Here is a 16,936-nt window from a genome sequence, read left to right on the forward strand (position 1 = left end):
TCGTAGGTGCTTCGGTTAGGGCTGTGGTTATGAGATTTTTTTATTCTTCGGGGAGATTGGTACGCCTTCTAATACTCTGTTTTTCAATGATTTTCGCGTTACCCCTTTGGGTAACCGCACAAATTGATGCCACCTTCCCGCAGGAACGGATGGTTTTTCAGCGCAGTAACAATAATCAGGCCACCGTGCAGATTGCCGGCAGTTATAGCCAGGCCTTTGATCGTATCTCAGTAGATGTAATTAACCGGATTTCGGGCGCAACGGCGATGAGTAACGTTACGTTACAGACCAACCTGAGCGGCGGGCAGTTTAACGGGGCCGTTATCTTAACCGGCGGCTGGTGGAAAGTCGTTGTGAAAGGGATCGTCAATAACGCAGTTGTGGCAACCGACACCATTCAGCGGGTCGGCGTCGGCGAAGTACTGGCGATTATGGGGCACTCCAACGCCCAGGGCTCAACGTGTAGTGTGGCGTCGTGCAATTATGAGTGTAACCTGTGTCCAACCATCAGCGGAGCTTCCGACGACCGGGTAACCTGTGTTCAGTTGAACGATAACAATACCGCCAATTTTTCTTCCCCGAATTTCAGCATTTACGAAAATACCGCAGATCCCGCCTATTTGCCTGGTTCTGCCCGCTTTGCCAAACTGGACACGTATGTGGGAGAAGCCCCGTTTGCCCGGTTTGCCTGGTTCTGGGGGTATGTAGGTGATTTGCTGGTACAGCAGCTAGGCGTTCCGGTCCTGTTCTATAACGCCGGTTTTGGCGGTTCAAACATGGAGCATACCTATAAATCAGCCTATGACATCCCGTTTGAACATGGCTTTATCCGGTATGATCTGCGTATGCCTTACGTTAACATGCGCAACATCATGAACCTGTATATACCGACAACCGGTATCCGTGGGGTGTTGCTGCAACATGGTGAAAATGACCGCTCACTGGATGCTGCTTCAATTCAGATGTATAACGTCGGGGTGATTGATAAGGTACGCACTGAGTTCAGCATGCCTAACCTCGCCTGGAGCATGGCTATTTCATCCTATGCTGCCGGAGCCGACTGGGCTAATGTGAAAACAGCTCAGCAAAACGTTATCAACACAGCCAACTACAACGTTTATCAGGGGCCGGATTTAAGCCAGATCAATTCAGATACCGACCGGCCCGATCAGATTCACTTCTCTTCTACTGGTCAGCAAAAGGTAGGCGTTGCCTGGGCTAATGCGCTGCTGACAACCAACTTTTTCGCCGTCACTACCCCTTACACCGGTCAATTACAACCGGTTACGTCGATCAACTGCGCAACCGGCAATCAGCTGACGATCAGTCAGCCCGCAAACTACAATCGCTACCTGTGGGATAATGGCCCGACAACTCAAGCCATTACGGCCGGTCAGGGTACCTATAGTGCCCGTATCCGGAACACGCAGAACCAGTATTACTTCCCGCCGGCCGTGGTCGTACCGGCTAATGTTACTGTAGCCACACCCGTAGTCATGCCCTCAAGCGCAACCCTTTGCGATGTGCAAAGCCTTACCCTGACATCGGGCAATGCGGTGAAAAACCTGTGGAGCACGGGAGCGACCAGCCAAAGCATCGTTGTCAGCGGGGCCGGTCAGTATAGCGTTCAGGCCGTCAATCCGGTTTACGGGTGCCTGTCGGCACCAGCTACGGCAACCGTTACGGCTGGCGCGGCGTTTACACCCGTAATTTCGCCGTCAAGCTCTACGCTGAGCAGCGGCCAGAATACAACGCTGACGGCATCGGGGTGTACGGGCGCTCAGCAGCGATGGTCTACCGGAGCGACCGCCAGCTTTATCATCGTCAATCCAACCGTTACGACCACCTATTCGCTGAGCTGCTGGAGCACAAGCACCTGCGTTGCCACCACATCGGTCACTATTTATGTACCTACCAGCAACACAGTTCTCGCAGCCGACCTATCGTTGCTTATGACTGTAAACAACCGGACACCGCAAGTTAATGATGTGGTCACCTATACCATTAGTATCAGGAATTCAGGCCCCGGCAGCGCCACTACCGTTAGTTTTGAAGACCGGTTACCGGCTAACCTCAACTTTGTCTCCTCACCGACACTCAGTTTTGCCAACGGAACCGTGAGCGGTTTACTTTCTAACCTGGCGGCTGGCAGTACGGCATCTCACAGTTTCCAGGCCCGTGTCACCGCAGCAGGCAGCTATCAGAATGCAGCCGAAATCATGGGGTCTACCAACCCCGACCCCAACAGCCAGCCCGGCTCAGGTACCGGCGATGGTCAGGACGATGCTGCAACCGCCGACTTACGCACCCGCTTACCGGTAGCCGACGCCGTTTACGCTTCCCCGAACCCCAATCAGGTTTCGCTGCCCCCTGTACAATCCAACCAACCGGCGAGCAGTTCAACAGGAGCTGATTTAAGCCTGCGGATGGTCTCCGGCACCCGGACCGTTTCAGTGGGCCAAACGGTTTCATTTACGATCATTGTATCTAATGACGGGGGGCTGACGGCAACAAACATTGCCATCGGCAACGAATTTCCGGCCGGTTTGCAGTTTTTAGCTTCCCCCAACCTCATGACCTTCCAGAACGGGTTGCTTACCGCCAACATCAGCCAACTACCTGCCGGGCAAAGTACGTGGTTTTCGTTTACGGCAACGGTCACATCCACAGGGCAGTTGATTCAGCGGGCACAAGTAACGGGATGCAGCCAGCCTGACCCCGACAGCACACCAAACAACGGCTCACAGAACGGCGAAGATGATACGGCTAATATTGATATAAGGAGCATTTAATAAGGCATGTATGAAGATTTAGTAACGTTCTAAATGCCTTTGTCAGCATTCTACAAACTTAAAAACACTATATTTGCTCCCATAACCTGACCCACTGAAAGCATGACGTACTGTCTGGGCATTAAGGTTCGCTCTGGTTTGGTTGCCATTGCCGATACCCGCCTGACTTCAGGAACTGAAGTTTCCCGTAACCGTAAAATCACTGTTCACGAAGTCGAAAATCATTCCTTATTCATTATGACCTCCGGCCTGCGGTCGGTTCGGGACAAAGCGATAACCTACTTTCAGGAGGTCATTGATGAGCGGGACCGCTCTTTCAACAAGCTCTATAAAGCGGCCAATGCGTTTGGCCAGATGGTAAAACGGGTAGCAACGGAAGATAAAGAATCACTGGCAGCCAGTGGTCTGAATTTTAACCTGAATGCGATTGTAGGCGGCCAGCTGGAAGATGACAAAGAGCATAAGCTGTTTATGATTTATCCGGAAGGCAACTGGGTCGAAGTCGATAGTGGCTCTCTGTTTAAAATCATCGGCAATTCCGGTTACGGTAAACCGCTGCTGTTCAGGAATCTGACCTACGAAACGAGTCTGCAGGAAGCCCTGAAAATCGGTTTTCTGGCGTTTGATGCCACACGGGTCAGCGCCAATGATGTAGACTATCCGCTTGATGTGGTTATTTACAGGGAAAACACTTTCCATATGATAGAACACCGGTTAGAGAAAGAAGATATGGAAGAAATTTCGCATCAGTGGAGTGCCTTGCTGAATAATTCAGTCCGTAAACTGCCATCGTACTGGATGGATCCTATTTTCGAAAAAACTAACGTATCACCACCGTCGATATGATCATTCATGTACGGCATTCGTCGTACTATGACTACGACGATATAGTCACCCTCTCTCCACACATACTCTACCTGTATCCGCGCATGTACCCGTATCAGCGTTTGCTGGGGTATGATCTGACGATAGAGCCGACGCCGTCGAAGGTTGTCCGCAATGTCGACGTTGAGGGAAATGTGCAGCAGGTAGTCTATTTTACAGGATCAACAAACCGGCTTCAGGTATCGGTGAATATTGAATTGAAGTCAGACAGCTTTAATTCGTTTGACTTTGTTCTGTTTCCGTTTGAGACCAAACACCTGGCGGGGTTCAAATATCCCGCAGCTGTGGAAAGCATGTTGCACCCCTACCTGGAACGGGTCGGCGTTACGGCAGACGTGGAGCTGTGGGCACGCCGTATTGCGGCGAGTGCCAACTGGGAAACCGTGCCTTTCCTGACCACGCTGAACCAGACAATCCGGCAGTTTTCTTACGAGATCAGAGAATATGGCCCGCCCCTGTCACCTGCCCAGACACTCAGCGACCGCAAAGGCTCCTGCCGGGATTATACCACCCTGTTTATGGCCGCCTGCCGGAGTCTGGGACTGGCCGCACGGTTTGTGAGCGGATACCTCTTTGGCAATCCGCAACAGGAGCACGAGCTGCATGCCTGGGCAGAGGTGTATTTACCGGGTGCAGGCTGGCGTGGGTTCGACCCGACCGAAGGCTCAGTGGTCAGCAATCATCATATCTTTCTGACCTCAACAGCCCGGCCCGAGCTGGCAGCGCCAATCTCAGGATCATACAGAGGGACGGCGAAATCAACCTTCCGGGCCGAAATGGAGATTTACTGACAAAATATTCCTGGTTTACCCCTCATTTTTTTGTCTGATTCATCGTTGTTTAACCAATACCCGTTTAAGGCACTATCTTTGTCTATTAATTAATCTTTATCACCATTAACGTGGCATTAATTAAGTCTATCTCCGGTATTCGCGGAACGATTGGGGGGCGCAGTGGAGAAGGGCTGACCCCTTTAGATGTAGTCAAGTTTGCAGCTGCCTATGCGCAATGGTTACGCCAGCGCCGGCAGGCCGCCGGCAATACCGCTCCGGCTACAGTAGTCATCGGGCGCGATGCCCGGCTATCGGGCGATATGGTATCCCGCCTGGTGGCCGCTACCTTGCAGGGCATGGGTGTCAACGTCATTGATCTGGGCTTATCAACTACCCCAACGGTAGAAGTCGCCGTTCCCGGCGAGCAGGCTGACGGTGGAATTATTCTGACTGCCAGTCATAATCCGATTCAGTGGAATGCACTGAAGCTTCTCAACGAAAAAGGTGAGTTTATCTCTGCCCGGGATGGTGCCGAACTATTGGCCATTGCCGAAGCAGAAACATTTGAGTTTGCCGAAGTAAAGAAGCTGGGCACGTATCGTACAGACGATACCTGGCTCCGCCGGCATATCGACCAGATCCTGGCCCTGCCGCTGGTAGACCGGGAAGCCATTGCGCATAAAAAATTCCGAGTGGTTATTGATTCCGTCAACTCGACAGGTGGCCTTGCTCTGCCGCTTCTACTGGAAGCCCTTGGCGTTGAGCAGATTAAATCGCTGCACGGCGAACCAACCGGCCATTTTGCCCATAACCCGGAACCGCTGCCCGAAAACCTCGGCGATATCATCAAGGAGCTCGAAAAAGGTAGTTACGACTTAGGGATCGTCGTTGACCCGGATGTCGACCGCCTGGCGCTGATCTGTGAAGACGGTACCCCTTTCGGCGAAGAATATACGCTGGTGGCCGTATCGGATTATGTGCTCAAACACGAGCCGGGCAACGGTTACGTAAAAAATACGGTGTCGAACCTGTCTTCGACCATTGCCTTGCGCGATGTTACCGAAAAGGCACAGGGTCAGCATTTTGCGTCAGCCGTTGGCGAGGTAAACGTGGTTGAGCTGATGAAAGAAACCAATGCAGTCATCGGCGGCGAAGGCAATGGCGGCATTATCTATCCGGAACTGCACTATGGCCGCGACGCACTTGCAGGCGTTGCCCTGTTTCTGAGCCATCTGGCAAAGTTTGGCAAATCAGCATCCGTACTGCGCCGGACATACCCGAGCTACTACATCTCGAAAAACAAAATTGAACTGACACCAACCATCGACGTTGATAATGTACTTGATCGCATTACGGCTAAATATGCCAAGCATCCGATAAATACCATCGACGGCGTTAAGATCGAATTCGGTAAAGAGTGGGTACACCTGCGGAAATCAAACACCGAGCCGATTATCCGGATTTATTCGGAGTCGGATACCCTGTCGACAGCCGATCACCTGGCCAAAAAGATTATTTCTGACATTAAGGAAGTAATCACGGAGCGTCAGTAAACGTACTTCTGCGAACCCGAAGGGCAGCTTTGTTCAGGCAAGGCTGCCCTTGTTATTGCCGCTGGATAGGGTTTTAAACGCCGGAAGTCGTCTGGAGTTTGTATGGTACAATCATACATGACTCAACGATATGAGCGCTAAAAAAATATTCGGTATTGTGCTGACTCTGGCCGGTATGGCCGGTTTGATATACGGCGGCATGGATCTGTCATCGGGCGGCGTAGCCCGTGCCTCGTTTGTTTACCTGCTTCTGGGTGTAATTTTCTTTTTTGCCGGCATCAAACTACTGCAGAACACAAGAGACAAAGTGGTGTGAATGAGATAAAAGGATAATGAACAATGGATAATGAGCTTACACCAGCCTCCTGAAAACGCCCGTCAGCCCCATTGTTCATTATCCATTAATAACTACCAGAGTTTTTCGGGGTATTTTCCTTCATCGTGTAACTGCTTCAACGAAGCTTGTACCATCGGCTTGTCTTCCGGATAGGTAACCCCAAACCAGGCAGACTGGCTTCTGAAAACCTTGCACTGCCCCTGATGCTGTTCGATCAGGTTGGTCATTACGGTCGGGATATAAAATTCGGCCTTTGGCGCATCAAAGTTGGCGCGGGCATACGCTTCAAACTGCGCCTGAACGTATGGAAAAACGGCGTTTTTGAAGCCCCAGAAGTTCATCGAAACCGGGGTTTCCGGCGCGAGCGGCGTCAGGGTATCCCCTTCCTCAAAAACGATTTCGCCGTCTTTTTCGTAAATCTTTGTCCGCTCAATAACCGATACCAGATTCCCACTGGCATCCGGTGTACAGACACCCCGCGAAACAGAACCGAATTCTGAGAGGGTATTTTTTACTTCGTATCCGACCAGCGCATGCAGCTCATCGTTGGTATCGTTTTTCAGGAAATCGGCCAGAATCTGAAACGCTTCCGGACCATAAAAATCATCGGCATTGATTACGGCAAAGGCCGTATCCGTCTGCTCCCGGGCACACAACATGGCATGGCCCGTGCCCCATGGTTTTGAGCGTGTTACGGCTCCAAGGTCGGCCGGCACGTACGATCCTAAGGCCTGAATGGCAAAATCTACTTCCATTTTACCGGCCAGTTTTGGCAAAAATATCTCCTCAAAATCAGCCCGTAATTCTTCACGGATGATAAACACGACTTTGCCGAATCCTGCCCGGATAGCGTCAAAAAGGGAGTAGTCGATGATTGTTTCACCGTTAGGCCCGAACTGATCAAGCTGCTTAATCCCACCATAGCGGCTCCCCATTCCGGCCGCCAAAATCAACAAGGTTGGTTGCATTATCTACTTAGTTTAGTCATTCCGGCTTAGGAAAGAATGACGATTACATGTTTTGCCGCGCAAATTTACAGAAAACCTGATACGCAGGTCAGCAAATGCGGATTATCCCATGCAAATCCATTCAATCACGAAATGAGGAAATTCTTTCTCTTAATTGTTATAAATTAAATTTGTTCTTTTAACTTTGCGCTTAACAATAGTTGCCTAAGCAACAAATTACACTTCATCAACTTTAACGCAGCCGGTATGCCTTTTTACCACGCACTCGGAACGATTCCGCCGAAACGGCACACGCAGTTTGAAAAACCAGACGGCGGGTTCTACTATGAGCAGTTATTTGGCACCATCGGCTTCGACGGCATGTCTTCGCTGCTCTACCATCTGCAACGTCCAACCATGGTCAAAGCCGATCTGGGCAGCGTTGACATGACGCCGAAAATCAGTATTAACCGCAACATCCTGTCCCGAAAACTCATCGGCTTTGATCTGCCTCCGGCCGATGACTACCTCGACAGCCGCACACCGCTCATGGTTAACCATCAAACGATTATCGGGTTGGCAGCCCCCCGGCAATCAATGACCGGTTATTTCTACAAAAATGCCGATGCCGACGAGCTGCTGTTCATCCATCAGGGCAGCGGCCGGCTCCGGACACTGCTCGGTACGATTCCGTTTGGCTATGGCGACTACCTCGTCATTCCGCGCGGCATGATTTACCAGATTGAGTTTGACAGCGCTCAGAACCGCATACTCTATGTAGAGTCAGGTTCGCCGATCTATACCCCTAAGCGCTACCGGAATTTTTTTGGTCAGTTGCAGGAACACGCCCCCTTCTGCGAACGCGATATCCGCCGGCCGCAGGAGCTGGAGACACATGACGAGACAGGCGATTTCATCATTAAGATCAAAAAACAGGGTACGCTCCATGCGCTGGTCTATGCAACCCACCCGTTTGATGTTATTGGCTGGGATGGCTATAATTTCCCGTATGCCTTCAGCATTTTTAATTTTGAGCCCATCACCGGCCGCATCCATCAGCCACCACCCGTCCACCAGACGTTTCAGACCGACGCGTTTGTTGTCTGTTCGTTCTGCCCGCGTCTCTACGACTACCACCCCAAGGCAATTCCGGCTCCTTATAACCACTCGAATATCGACTCCGACGAAGTTATCTACTACGTCGACGGTGATTTTATGAGCCGCAACGACATTGCTGCCGGCCACCTGACACTACACCCGGGCGGCATTCCTCACGGTCCGCATCCCGGCGCCATGGAACGCAGTATCGGCAAAACCGAAACCCGGGAATATGCCGTAATGGTCGATACCTTTCAGCCGCTGACGCTGACCGAACAGGCTATGCAGCTCGATGACGGGAAATACTTCCGGTCATGGCTATAAACACTTCATCTTCAACAAACTATGAAACGAACAGACAACCTGACGGCCATGCCGTCGAATACGCATACCGGCGATTTTCTGCCGCTTAACGGTACTGACTACCTGGAACTTTATGTCGGCAATGCACGGCAGGCAGCCCACTACTTTCAGACAGCGTTCGGTTTTCAGCCACTGGCTTATGCCGGACTTGAAACGGGTTTGAAAGACCGTGAGTCATACGTAGTTGTCCAGGATAAAATCCGGCTGGTTCTGACCTCACCGCTCCATGAAGGCGGCGAAATCAGTCAGCATATCAACCGGCATGGCGACGGTGTCCGCGTGGTTGCCCTCTGGGTGGATGATGCCACCAGCGCCTTTACCGAAACAACCCGCCGGGGAGCAGTTCTGGCTCTGGAACCTACTCATGAGCAGGATGATGCAGGCTATGTAGTCCGGTCGGGTATCCGGTCATACGGCGATACCGTGCATATTTTCGTAGAGCGCAACGACTACCACGGCGTTTTCCTGCCGGGATTCAAACCCTGGCAACCCCATTACCAGCCAACTCCGGTCGGCCTCCGATATGTTGACCACATGGTAGGTAATGTAGGCTGGAACGAGATGAATACGTGGGTTAATTTTTACGCAAACGTGATGGGGTTTGCGCAGCTGGTCTCATTCGACGATAAAGATATTTCGACCGATTACACGGCCCTGATGAGTAAGGTCATGAGTAACGGGAACGGCCGGATTAAATTTCCGATCAACGAACCGGCAGAAGGTAAGAAAAAATCACAGGTGGAGGAATACCTCGATTTTTACGGCGGGCCCGGCGTACAACACATTGCTGTTGCGACCGACCATATCATCGATACCGTGACGGCCCTCCGCGACCGGGGCGTTGAGTTTCTGCGCGTGCCGGACACCTATTATGAAGAGCTGAAACTGCGGATCGGCGAGATTGACGAAGAGATTGAGCAGCTCCGTGAGCTCGGTATTCTGGTTGACCGCGACGATGAGGGCTATCTGCTGCAGATTTTCACCAAACCGGTATGCCCGCGCCCGACCTTGTTTTTTGAAATCATTCAGCGGAAAGGGGCCCGATCATTCGGAAAAGGAAACTTTAAGGCGCTGTTCGAAGCCATTGAACGCGAACAGGAACTGCGCGGCACACTCTAGCGAAAACCCTGACGATCAGAGACCATGCACCAGCGATATGACCAATATACAGCGTCGGAGCAGGCCGTCTGGAGACGGCTGTACGAACGGCAGATAGCCCAGCTTCCCGGCAAGGCCAGTAAGGCCTATTTGGATGGAATCGCAACGACCGGTTTTGTTGCGGACCATATTCCTGACTTTGACCGGGAGATTAACCCCCGGCTGCTCGCCCTGACCGGCTGGCAGGTTGTAGCGGTCCCCGGGCTGATTGACAACCGGACGTTTTTTACGCTCATGGCGAACCGGCAGTTTCCGGCAACGACCTGGCTGCGCCGCGCCGATCAGCTCGACTACCTGCAGGAGCCGGATATGTTCCACGATACGTTCGGGCATGTTCCATTGCTGTCGAATCAGGCGTTTTGTAATTTTCTGGCATCGCTCAGTCAGCTCGCCCTTGACCATATTCAGAGCGAAGAAGCCATCGACATGATTTCGCGGCTTTACTGGTATACGGTCGAATTTGGATTAATTCAGGAACCGGAGGGGCTTCGCATTTACGGAGGCGGTATTTTATCGTCGCCTGGTGAAACTACCTATAGCCTGTATGACCCGACACCGCACCGGTTGCCGTATGAGGTGTCTACCCTGCTGATGACACCCTATATCATCGACCGCTACCAGGACCGGTATTTCGTGATCCGTTCGTACGAAGAACTGTACCATTCGGTACCGGCTATTGCCCGTAATCTGGAGTTGCTGCTGACAAATTCCGTACATCTGTAGAGATCAGAACAAAATTGAATTATATTGATTGCTAGCAGAATATTATTAACAAGTTCTGCAAAACAACAATATACTCCGTAACAGAAAGTGCCCAAATAGCGTATTTAATTACATTTGTAATAATTTTAATAATTGCTATTAACCAATTTCCGTTATCTGATCTTTACAACATGACGCATCCTTCTGATTCGCGTGCTTACTTTTTCAAAATTGACACAACCATTAAAAAAATCAGGAATGCCCTCCAGAAGCAGTTTAATGATGCAGGGTTTGACCTGACGGTTGATCAATGGGTGGTACTCGACCACATTGCCAGAAATCCGGGCATCAGTCAGAATCTCCTGGCCGACCTGACGGCCAAGGACGCCCCGACGGTGACCCGGATTATCGACCTTCTCGCCAAAAAAAGCCTCGTTGAGCGCCGGATGGCGGAAGATGATCGCCGGAAGTTTCTGATTTATCCGACTAAAAACGGGCAACAGAAATACAGCGAAATGTTACCTACCGTGGCGGCAATCCGCCGGAAAGGATGGGGAAACCTGAACGAAGACGATTACCATCACTTCGTCAGAATTATGGATTCTATCTACAATAACTTTAACGACTGATTGGCCAGACAGGTTGGTGTGTCTGGTTAACGCAGGCCGGACAACTTTCTCCAGCTATGTTTGGTATTTTCAGCTACGGCATTGCCAGCCCACGGGTTGGCTACAAAACAGGTGACTACGTTTTAGACCTCGAAGTGGTCGGCCTGCTCGGTTTTTTCCGCGACCTGTCCGTCGATCCGGCCGTATTTGCTCAACCTGCCTTAAACAATTTTATTGCCCTTGGCAACACTGCCTGGGTGGCTGTTCAGGATCGGATCCAATCCCTCCTCAACGATCCTGAACAGCCTCTGGCTTCTATCCACGATCAGGTGTTTATTGATCTGTCCGGAGTGACAATGCACCTGCCCGTTCAGATCGGCGACTACACCGATTTTTATGCCGGTATAGAGCATGCCCGGAATGTCGGCCTGATGTTCCGCCCCAACGGCGATCCGCTGCTCCCGAATTACCGCCATCTGCCGGTTGCGTATCATGGCCGTGCCTCGTCCATTGTGGTTTCCGGCACACCGGTCAAACGCCCTGACGGTCAGTTTCTGCGCCATGACCAGCCCGTTTTCGGCCCGACAGAAGCACTTGATTTTGAACTGGAGCTGGGGCTGATTATCGGCAGGAAAACCCCGCAGGGAACACCCGTACCGACCGACGAAGCAGAAGACTGCATCTTTGGCGTTGTGCTTTTCAACGACTGGTCGGCCCGCGACATTCAGCGGTGGGAATATCAGCCGCTCGGCCCGTTTCTGGCCAAAAACTTTGCCTCCACCATGTCGGCATGGGTACTGCCCTTTTACCAGCTGGAAGCGGCCAGAATCGCAGGGCCGGCACAGGAACCCACTCCGCTGCCTTATCTGCAAACCCGTCAGCCCGGTCATTTTGATATTCATCTGGAGGTATTTTTACAGCCTGCCAACGGCGATGAAGTCCTGCTCAGCCAGTCCAATGCACGGCATCTGTACTGGAATTTTGCCCAGATGATTGCCCACCATACCATAAATGGCTGTAACCTCAACATCGGCGATGTACTGGCATCCGGCACCATTTCGGCCCCCGCCGCAGAAAACAGTCCGGCTGGTACAGGCACCTTTGGCTCTTTGCTTGAATTGTCGTGGGGTGGTCAAAAACCCGTTACGCTTCCGGATGGCAGCACCCGAACCTATCTGCATGACGGCGATACCATTACGCTGCGCGGCTGGATAGAAACCGCCACCGGCCGGCTTGAACTGGGAGAAGCACGCGGGCAGATCGTTGGCTAACGATACATTTTACTGACCTTTATCCGGACAACTTTTGTTATTCCGGTGTACTGTAATTGCTACTTTATGAAAACCATTAAACCTGCCGACATTCCTCATCCCGACTTTCACCGGCTTATGATCGGAGCCATTGGCCCCCGGCCGATTGCCTTTGCCAGCACCATCGATGGTTCGGGAGCCGTTAACCTGAGTCCGTTCAGTTTTTTCAACATGATGGGCTCTAAACCGCCAACCGTCGTTTTTGCAACAACCATCAACCGGCATCTCCAGAAAAAACATACGTTGCTGAATATCGAAGCCGTACCGGAAGTGGTCATTAACATTGTTAACTACGCGATGGTAGAGCAGATGTCGCTCTCAAGCGCCGAATTTGAGCGCGGTGTCAGTGAGTTTGAGAAGGCCGGATTTACGCCGGTAGCCTCTACCCTGGTGCTTCCGCCCCGCGTTGCCGAATCGCCGGTGGCGTTTGAGTGCCGCGTTACGCAACTTATCCCGATTGGGGAGGGGGCAGGCAGCAGTCATCTGATTGTGGCCGAAATTGTGCTGGCCCACGTTAAGGAGGAGATTCTGGATGAACACGGCACCATCGACCCGGCTAAAATTGACCTCATCGGCCGGATGGGCGGCAACTGGTATGCACGGGCCAACGGGGAGGCTTTGTTTGAAGTAGCCCGCCCACAACGGGGCATCGGTTTCGATCAGCTTCCGCTCAGTGTGCGGGAAAGCCGCATTCTCTCCGGAAATGACCTGGGTAAACTGGCCGCCGTACTGGAATTACCGGCGGCAGAAGAGGTACTGGCCTACCGGCAATCGGGAAAGGTAACGGCATTGTTCGAAGAAGCAGAGGCAGGCTGCGCTTACCTGCCTGATTTGCTGCACAGCCGTGCCAAACACCTGCTTCAGGCCAGCCAGGTAAACGAAGCCTGGCTGGTTCTGTTACAAACGAGCCTCACCTAAACCAGGAATTCACATTTTTTCGGTACTTTTTTTGTACATACGCTTGGTATTATGTGAATAATCAATGGAATTACTATATTCGCCCAGTTCCAAAACCACAGACTTACCATGACCCTTTCTACTGAAGCCTTTTTAGAATCGTACAAACCTGAAGTCCGGGATTTAGCCTTACGCATACGCGATGTCGTCCGCGATGTCTTACATGATACCAGTGAAACGGTCAATCCGGCCTATAAGACCATTATCTATGGAGCAGGTCCACACATGTCTGATGAAATCTGCTACATAGCTCCTTTAACGACCAGTGTAAATCTTGGTTTCCCCTATGGAACAAAGTTACCGGATCCGGAAGGATTACTGAAAGGAACGGGAAAACTGATGCGGCATATCAAGTTTGAAGGTGAAACAGAAGTAGATACCCCTGCTATCCGTGCTATCCTGACCGCCGCCAAAACCCACGGAAACTTTTAATATAAATGGATAATGTACAATGAATAATAGATAATGAGTCACAAGCCTGCTACTTCACATTATTCATTGTACATTACTCATTAACAATTATTCATTTTTAAAACCCAATTGCTGTATTATCCGCTCTCGGGTCGGAGGCACCCTCGTAAGAGCCATCCGGCCGTACCAGAACACAATCCATCCGGCCGAGTGTATTGGTCAATTGCTCCAGAATATATCCCCGGCCTTGTAAAGCCCTGATGGTTTGATCCGTAAATGCCCCGTTTTCGAAGGTTGTTTTGTCGGGTAGCCACTGGTGGTGGAACTTCAGGGCATTTACTGACTGCTGCATGGTCATGCCATGCTCAATTACGTTCAGAATCGTCTGAAATACCGATGTAATAATGGTTGAGCCACCCGGCGTACCGACGACCATAAATAGCTTACCGTCTTTTTCGATAATGGTTGGCGTCATCGACGAGAGCATCCGTTTGCCCGGCGCAATGGCGTTGGCCTGATTGCCGATCAGCCCGAACATGTTCGGTACACCCGGCTTAATGCTGAAGTCATCCATTTCGTTGTTCATAAAGAACCCGCCGCCACCGATTACGACACGGCTACCGTAGCCACCATTCAGCGTTGTCGTGATTGAAACAGCATTGCCCTCCCTGTCGACAATCGAAAAGTGCGTTGTTTCAAGGCTTTCGTAGCCCGGGATTGTCCCGCCCTTAACGGCTTTACTGTCGGTCGCTTTCGCAAATGAGAAATCAGTCCAGCGGTGTTTCAGATAGGCACGATCAATAAGCTGCCCGACAGGGACTTTTACGAAGTCCGGATCACCCAGAAATTTAGCACGGTCGGCATACACGCGGCGTTCGGCTTCAATCATCACCTGCACCGTTGAGTCACGGTTCCAGCCCCAGCGGCGCAGCGGATAAGGCTCCACAAAACGCAGCAGCTGCAGCAAGGCTACCCCACCGCTCGACGTTGGGGGCATGGTAATGATCGAAAATTCCTTGTACGACGCCTTAATCGGATCACGCCAGACCGAGTGGTAGTTTTTCAGATCTTCGGCCGAAATCAGCCCGTTGCCCTGCTCCATTTCAGACACCAGCAACCGGGCCGTCTCGCCCTCATAAAATCCGGCACGTCCTTTATCCTGAATCCGGCGCAGCACGGCCGCGAGATCTTTCTGAATCAGTACATCGCCTTTGGCCCAGGCCGTCGTATCGCCGGGGGTCTGGCTGGCTTTCATGAAATAGCTTTTTCCGGGGTTGATCCGCATCAGGTCTTTTTTCACACGGTTCAGTCCGTTGGCTTCGCGCTCCGTCAGCACCACTCCCTTTTCGGCCAGATCGATTGCCGGCTGAAGGACCTGTGCCCAGCTCAGCTTTCCGAACCGTTTGTGTGCTTCAACCATACCATCAACCGACCCGGGTACGCCACTCGCCAGGTGCCCGCTGATACTCAGCCCCTGCATCACATTACCCGACGCATCGAGGTACATATTCTGATGGGCCTTGCCCGGTGCTTTTTCGCGGAAATCGAGCGTATAGGCATTGCCCTTTGCATCGCGGAACACCATAAAGCCCCCGCCGCCGATGTTGCCTGCTGCCGGATAGACCACCGCTAAGGCAAACTGCACTGCCACTGCCGCGTCTACCGCATTACCACCGGCCTTCATAATCTCTGTGCCGACACGGCTAGCATCCGGATGTGCCGACGCCACCACCCCATTCCGTGCAATAACCCCCTGCCGGTCGGAGTAAAATGGTTTGACCGTCGGGTCTTCATTGGAATACTGATAGACACCCTGGCTTTTGGCAAGGCCGGGTTGTTGCTGCGTGGTAGATGATACAGGTTTGCTGGTTTTGCAGGCCGCAAATGCCAATGCAAAAAGCAGCGCATACGCATTCGCGTGTAGAACTTTTTTCAGCATGATTCAGGAGGCAGGTAGTTGTTGAATCCACTAATCTACAAATAAAACCCGGATTCGGTAACCGCACCCGGTAAACAAACACGGAGCTTCCTGCTTTAAAGGTTTCTATTTCTCCCCCATTTTTGCCAGTTTTACAGAAAAATAGAATCCGGCCTGCTCCGCTTGCCGATTTCCGGTACGGGAAATCACACAATGGCCCGTTTTGACTTACTAACATATGGCAATGACAGCAAAGCCTCTATATAAACACCTCTCTCAGCAAATTACCGCCTATGCTCCCGAAGAAGCCCGGGAGATGGCCTTTATGTTACTTGACCATTACTTTGGCCTGCGGAAGGCCGATGTCTTGTCTGATAAATCCCTGCCCGCCAACCGTACTGAGCCGGACTGGAATCAGATCATCAGCCGGCTGAACAATCAGGAACCGATTCAGCACGTGATCGGTACGACGATTTTTTGCGGACTGGAGTTTGAAGTATCACCGGATGTGCTGATCCCCCGTCCGGAAACGGAAGACCTTGTCCGGCTGATCATGCACGACTTTGCCGACCGTGCCGACCCGATAGAGGCCGGTCCGGTTCAGGTGCTGGATATGGGCACCGGCAGCGGCTGTCTGGCCGTTACGCTGGCCCGTTTTCTGCCAACGTCGATCGTAACGGCCTGGGACGTGTCGGAAAAAGCCCTGTCGATGGCCCGGCGCAATGCCGAAAATCTGCATGCAGAGGTTACTTTTGAAAATCAGGATTTGCTCAGTATTCCGGCGACCGACACCCGCAAATTCGACTGTATCGTGAGCAATCCGCCGTATGTTACGCGCTCAGAAGCGGCTCAGATGGACCGGAATGTGCTTGATTACGAGCCGGATGTGGCGCTTTTTGTCGAAGACAGCGATCCGCTTATTTTTTACAAGGCCGTAGCCGATTACAGCAAGGCGCACCTCAATGCCGACGGTGCCTGCTACGTCGAAATCAACGAGCGGTTTGGAGAAGCCACCCGTCAGGTGTTCGAAGAGCGTGGCTTCCGCCAGATTCAGGTCTACAGAGACATTCATGGTAAAGACCGCAGTATCCGGGCTACGTTTTAACGGCCGCTAAGGGTTAGTG

At 51.9% G+C, this 16,936-nt stretch carries 15 protein-coding genes; 13 read left to right on the forward strand and 2 right to left on the reverse strand.

All coding sequences use genetic code 11. The annotated features are described in order from the left end of the window. The first annotated feature begins 86 nt into the window (after positions 1 to 86). From BLX24_RS07165 to BLX24_RS07185, 5 genes are all read left to right on the forward strand, one after another. Positions 87 to 2,792, forward strand: a complete 2,706-nt coding sequence (locus BLX24_RS07165; protein WP_071502437.1) for a DUF11 domain-containing protein — start codon at positions 87 to 89, stop codon at positions 2,790 to 2,792. Positions 2,793 to 2,894: 102 nt separating this feature from the next. Further along, entirely contained in the window at positions 2,895 to 3,638 is a 744-nt protein-coding gene (locus tag BLX24_RS07170) for a proteasome-type protease (RefSeq protein ID WP_071502438.1), read from the forward strand. Further along, complete coding sequence (locus BLX24_RS07175; RefSeq protein ID WP_071502439.1) at positions 3,635 to 4,468, forward strand: transglutaminase family protein; 834 nt, start codon at positions 3,635 to 3,637, stop codon at positions 4,466 to 4,468. Before BLX24_RS07170 ends, BLX24_RS07175 begins: the two co-directional genes overlap by 4 nt. 110 nt (positions 4,469 to 4,578) lie before the next feature. Further along, the gene (glmM, locus tag BLX24_RS07180) at positions 4,579 to 6,003 is read left to right on the forward strand and encodes a phosphoglucosamine mutase (protein ID WP_071502440.1); all 1,425 of its coding nucleotides are present in this window, start codon (positions 4,579 to 4,581) and stop codon (positions 6,001 to 6,003) included. A 130-nt stretch (positions 6,004 to 6,133) separates the two neighbouring features. Beyond that, the gene (locus BLX24_RS07185) at positions 6,134 to 6,319 is read left to right on the forward strand and encodes a hypothetical protein (RefSeq protein ID WP_071502441.1); all 186 of its coding nucleotides are present in this window, start codon (positions 6,134 to 6,136) and stop codon (positions 6,317 to 6,319) included. A gap of 92 nt (positions 6,320 to 6,411) precedes the next feature. Here BLX24_RS07185 and BLX24_RS07190 read toward each other — a convergent pair whose 3' ends face one another. Continuing rightward, on the reverse strand, positions 6,412 to 7,308 hold the full coding sequence (locus BLX24_RS07190; protein ID WP_071502442.1) for a nucleotidyltransferase family protein: 897 nt from the start codon (positions 7,306 to 7,308) through the stop codon (positions 6,412 to 6,414). A gap of 246 nt (positions 7,309 to 7,554) precedes the next feature. Between BLX24_RS07190 and BLX24_RS07195 the strand changes: the two genes are divergently transcribed. From BLX24_RS07195 to BLX24_RS07225, 7 genes are all read left to right on the forward strand, one after another. Then, a complete protein-coding gene (locus BLX24_RS07195) occupies positions 7,555 to 8,709 on the forward strand; it encodes a homogentisate 1,2-dioxygenase (protein WP_071502443.1) in 1,155 nt (384 codons plus the stop codon). Positions 8,710 to 8,730: 21 nt separating this feature from the next. Beyond that, positions 8,731 to 9,867, forward strand: a complete 1,137-nt coding sequence (gene hppD / locus BLX24_RS07200) for a 4-hydroxyphenylpyruvate dioxygenase (RefSeq protein WP_071502444.1) — start codon at positions 8,731 to 8,733, stop codon at positions 9,865 to 9,867. A gap of 24 nt (positions 9,868 to 9,891) precedes the next feature. After that, on the forward strand, positions 9,892 to 10,629 hold the full coding sequence (phhA, locus tag BLX24_RS07205) for a phenylalanine 4-monooxygenase (protein ID WP_071502445.1): 738 nt from the start codon (positions 9,892 to 9,894) through the stop codon (positions 10,627 to 10,629). A gap of 170 nt (positions 10,630 to 10,799) precedes the next feature. Next, positions 10,800 to 11,237, forward strand: coding sequence for a MarR family winged helix-turn-helix transcriptional regulator (locus BLX24_RS07210; protein WP_071502446.1), 438 nt, complete (start codon positions 10,800 to 10,802; stop codon positions 11,235 to 11,237). A gap of 56 nt (positions 11,238 to 11,293) precedes the next feature. After that, positions 11,294 to 12,487, forward strand: coding sequence for a fumarylacetoacetase (gene fahA, locus BLX24_RS07215; protein ID WP_071502447.1), 1,194 nt, complete (start codon positions 11,294 to 11,296; stop codon positions 12,485 to 12,487). Positions 12,488 to 12,553: 66 nt separating this feature from the next. Beyond that, a complete protein-coding gene (locus tag BLX24_RS07220; RefSeq protein ID WP_071502448.1) occupies positions 12,554 to 13,444 on the forward strand; it encodes a flavin reductase family protein in 891 nt (296 codons plus the stop codon). A 108-nt stretch (positions 13,445 to 13,552) separates the two neighbouring features. Next, on the forward strand, positions 13,553 to 13,915 hold the full coding sequence (locus BLX24_RS07225) for a DUF1801 domain-containing protein (RefSeq protein WP_071502449.1): 363 nt from the start codon (positions 13,553 to 13,555) through the stop codon (positions 13,913 to 13,915). Between the two features lie 97 nt (positions 13,916 to 14,012). On the opposite strand, the gene ggt is transcribed toward BLX24_RS07225, so the two are convergent. Next, entirely contained in the window at positions 14,013 to 15,833 is a 1,821-nt protein-coding gene (gene ggt, locus BLX24_RS07230) for a gamma-glutamyltransferase (RefSeq protein ID WP_071502450.1), read from the reverse strand. 217 nt (positions 15,834 to 16,050) lie between these two features. Here ggt and prmC point away from each other — a divergent pair, with 217 nt between their 5' ends. Then, positions 16,051 to 16,917, forward strand: a complete 867-nt coding sequence (prmC, locus tag BLX24_RS07235; protein ID WP_071502451.1) for a peptide chain release factor N(5)-glutamine methyltransferase — start codon at positions 16,051 to 16,053, stop codon at positions 16,915 to 16,917. The last annotated feature ends 19 nt before the right edge of the window (positions 16,918 to 16,936 follow it).

The sequence above is a fragment of the Arsenicibacter rosenii genome (assembly GCF_001870735.1).
Classification (GTDB): Bacteria; Bacteroidota; Bacteroidia; order Cytophagales; family Spirosomataceae; genus Arsenicibacter; species Arsenicibacter rosenii.

What these genes read in the sequence shown, in the direction of transcription:
- BLX24_RS07225 (WP_071502449.1), top strand. Translation starts at nt 13,553, where the DNA reads ATGACCCTTTCTACTGAAGCCTTTTTAGAATCGTACAAACCTGAAGTC.
- BLX24_RS07185 (WP_071502441.1), top strand. Translation starts at nt 6,134, where the DNA reads ATGAGCGCTAAAAAAATATTCGGTATTGTGCTGACTCTGGCCGGTATG.
- hppD (WP_071502444.1), top strand. Translation starts at nt 8,731, where the DNA reads ATGAAACGAACAGACAACCTGACGGCCATGCCGTCGAATACGCATACC.
- BLX24_RS07190 (WP_071502442.1), bottom strand. Translation starts at nt 7,308, where the DNA reads ATGCAACCAACCTTGTTGATTTTGGCGGCCGGAATGGGGAGCCGCTAT.
- BLX24_RS07175 (WP_071502439.1), top strand. Translation starts at nt 3,635, where the DNA reads ATGATCATTCATGTACGGCATTCGTCGTACTATGACTACGACGATATA.
- BLX24_RS07165 (WP_071502437.1), top strand. Translation starts at nt 87, where the DNA reads ATGATTTTCGCGTTACCCCTTTGGGTAACCGCACAAATTGATGCCACC.
- BLX24_RS07210 (WP_071502446.1), top strand. Translation starts at nt 10,800, where the DNA reads ATGACGCATCCTTCTGATTCGCGTGCTTACTTTTTCAAAATTGACACA.
- BLX24_RS07195 (WP_071502443.1), top strand. Translation starts at nt 7,555, where the DNA reads ATGCCTTTTTACCACGCACTCGGAACGATTCCGCCGAAACGGCACACG.
- BLX24_RS07220 (WP_071502448.1), top strand. Translation starts at nt 12,554, where the DNA reads ATGAAAACCATTAAACCTGCCGACATTCCTCATCCCGACTTTCACCGG.
- BLX24_RS07170 (WP_071502438.1), top strand. Translation starts at nt 2,895, where the DNA reads ATGACGTACTGTCTGGGCATTAAGGTTCGCTCTGGTTTGGTTGCCATT.
- fahA (WP_071502447.1), top strand. Translation starts at nt 11,294, where the DNA reads ATGTTTGGTATTTTCAGCTACGGCATTGCCAGCCCACGGGTTGGCTAC.
- phhA (WP_071502445.1), top strand. Translation starts at nt 9,892, where the DNA reads ATGCACCAGCGATATGACCAATATACAGCGTCGGAGCAGGCCGTCTGG.
- prmC (WP_071502451.1), top strand. Translation starts at nt 16,051, where the DNA reads ATGGCAATGACAGCAAAGCCTCTATATAAACACCTCTCTCAGCAAATT.
- ggt (WP_071502450.1), bottom strand. Translation starts at nt 15,833, where the DNA reads ATGCTGAAAAAAGTTCTACACGCGAATGCGTATGCGCTGCTTTTTGCA.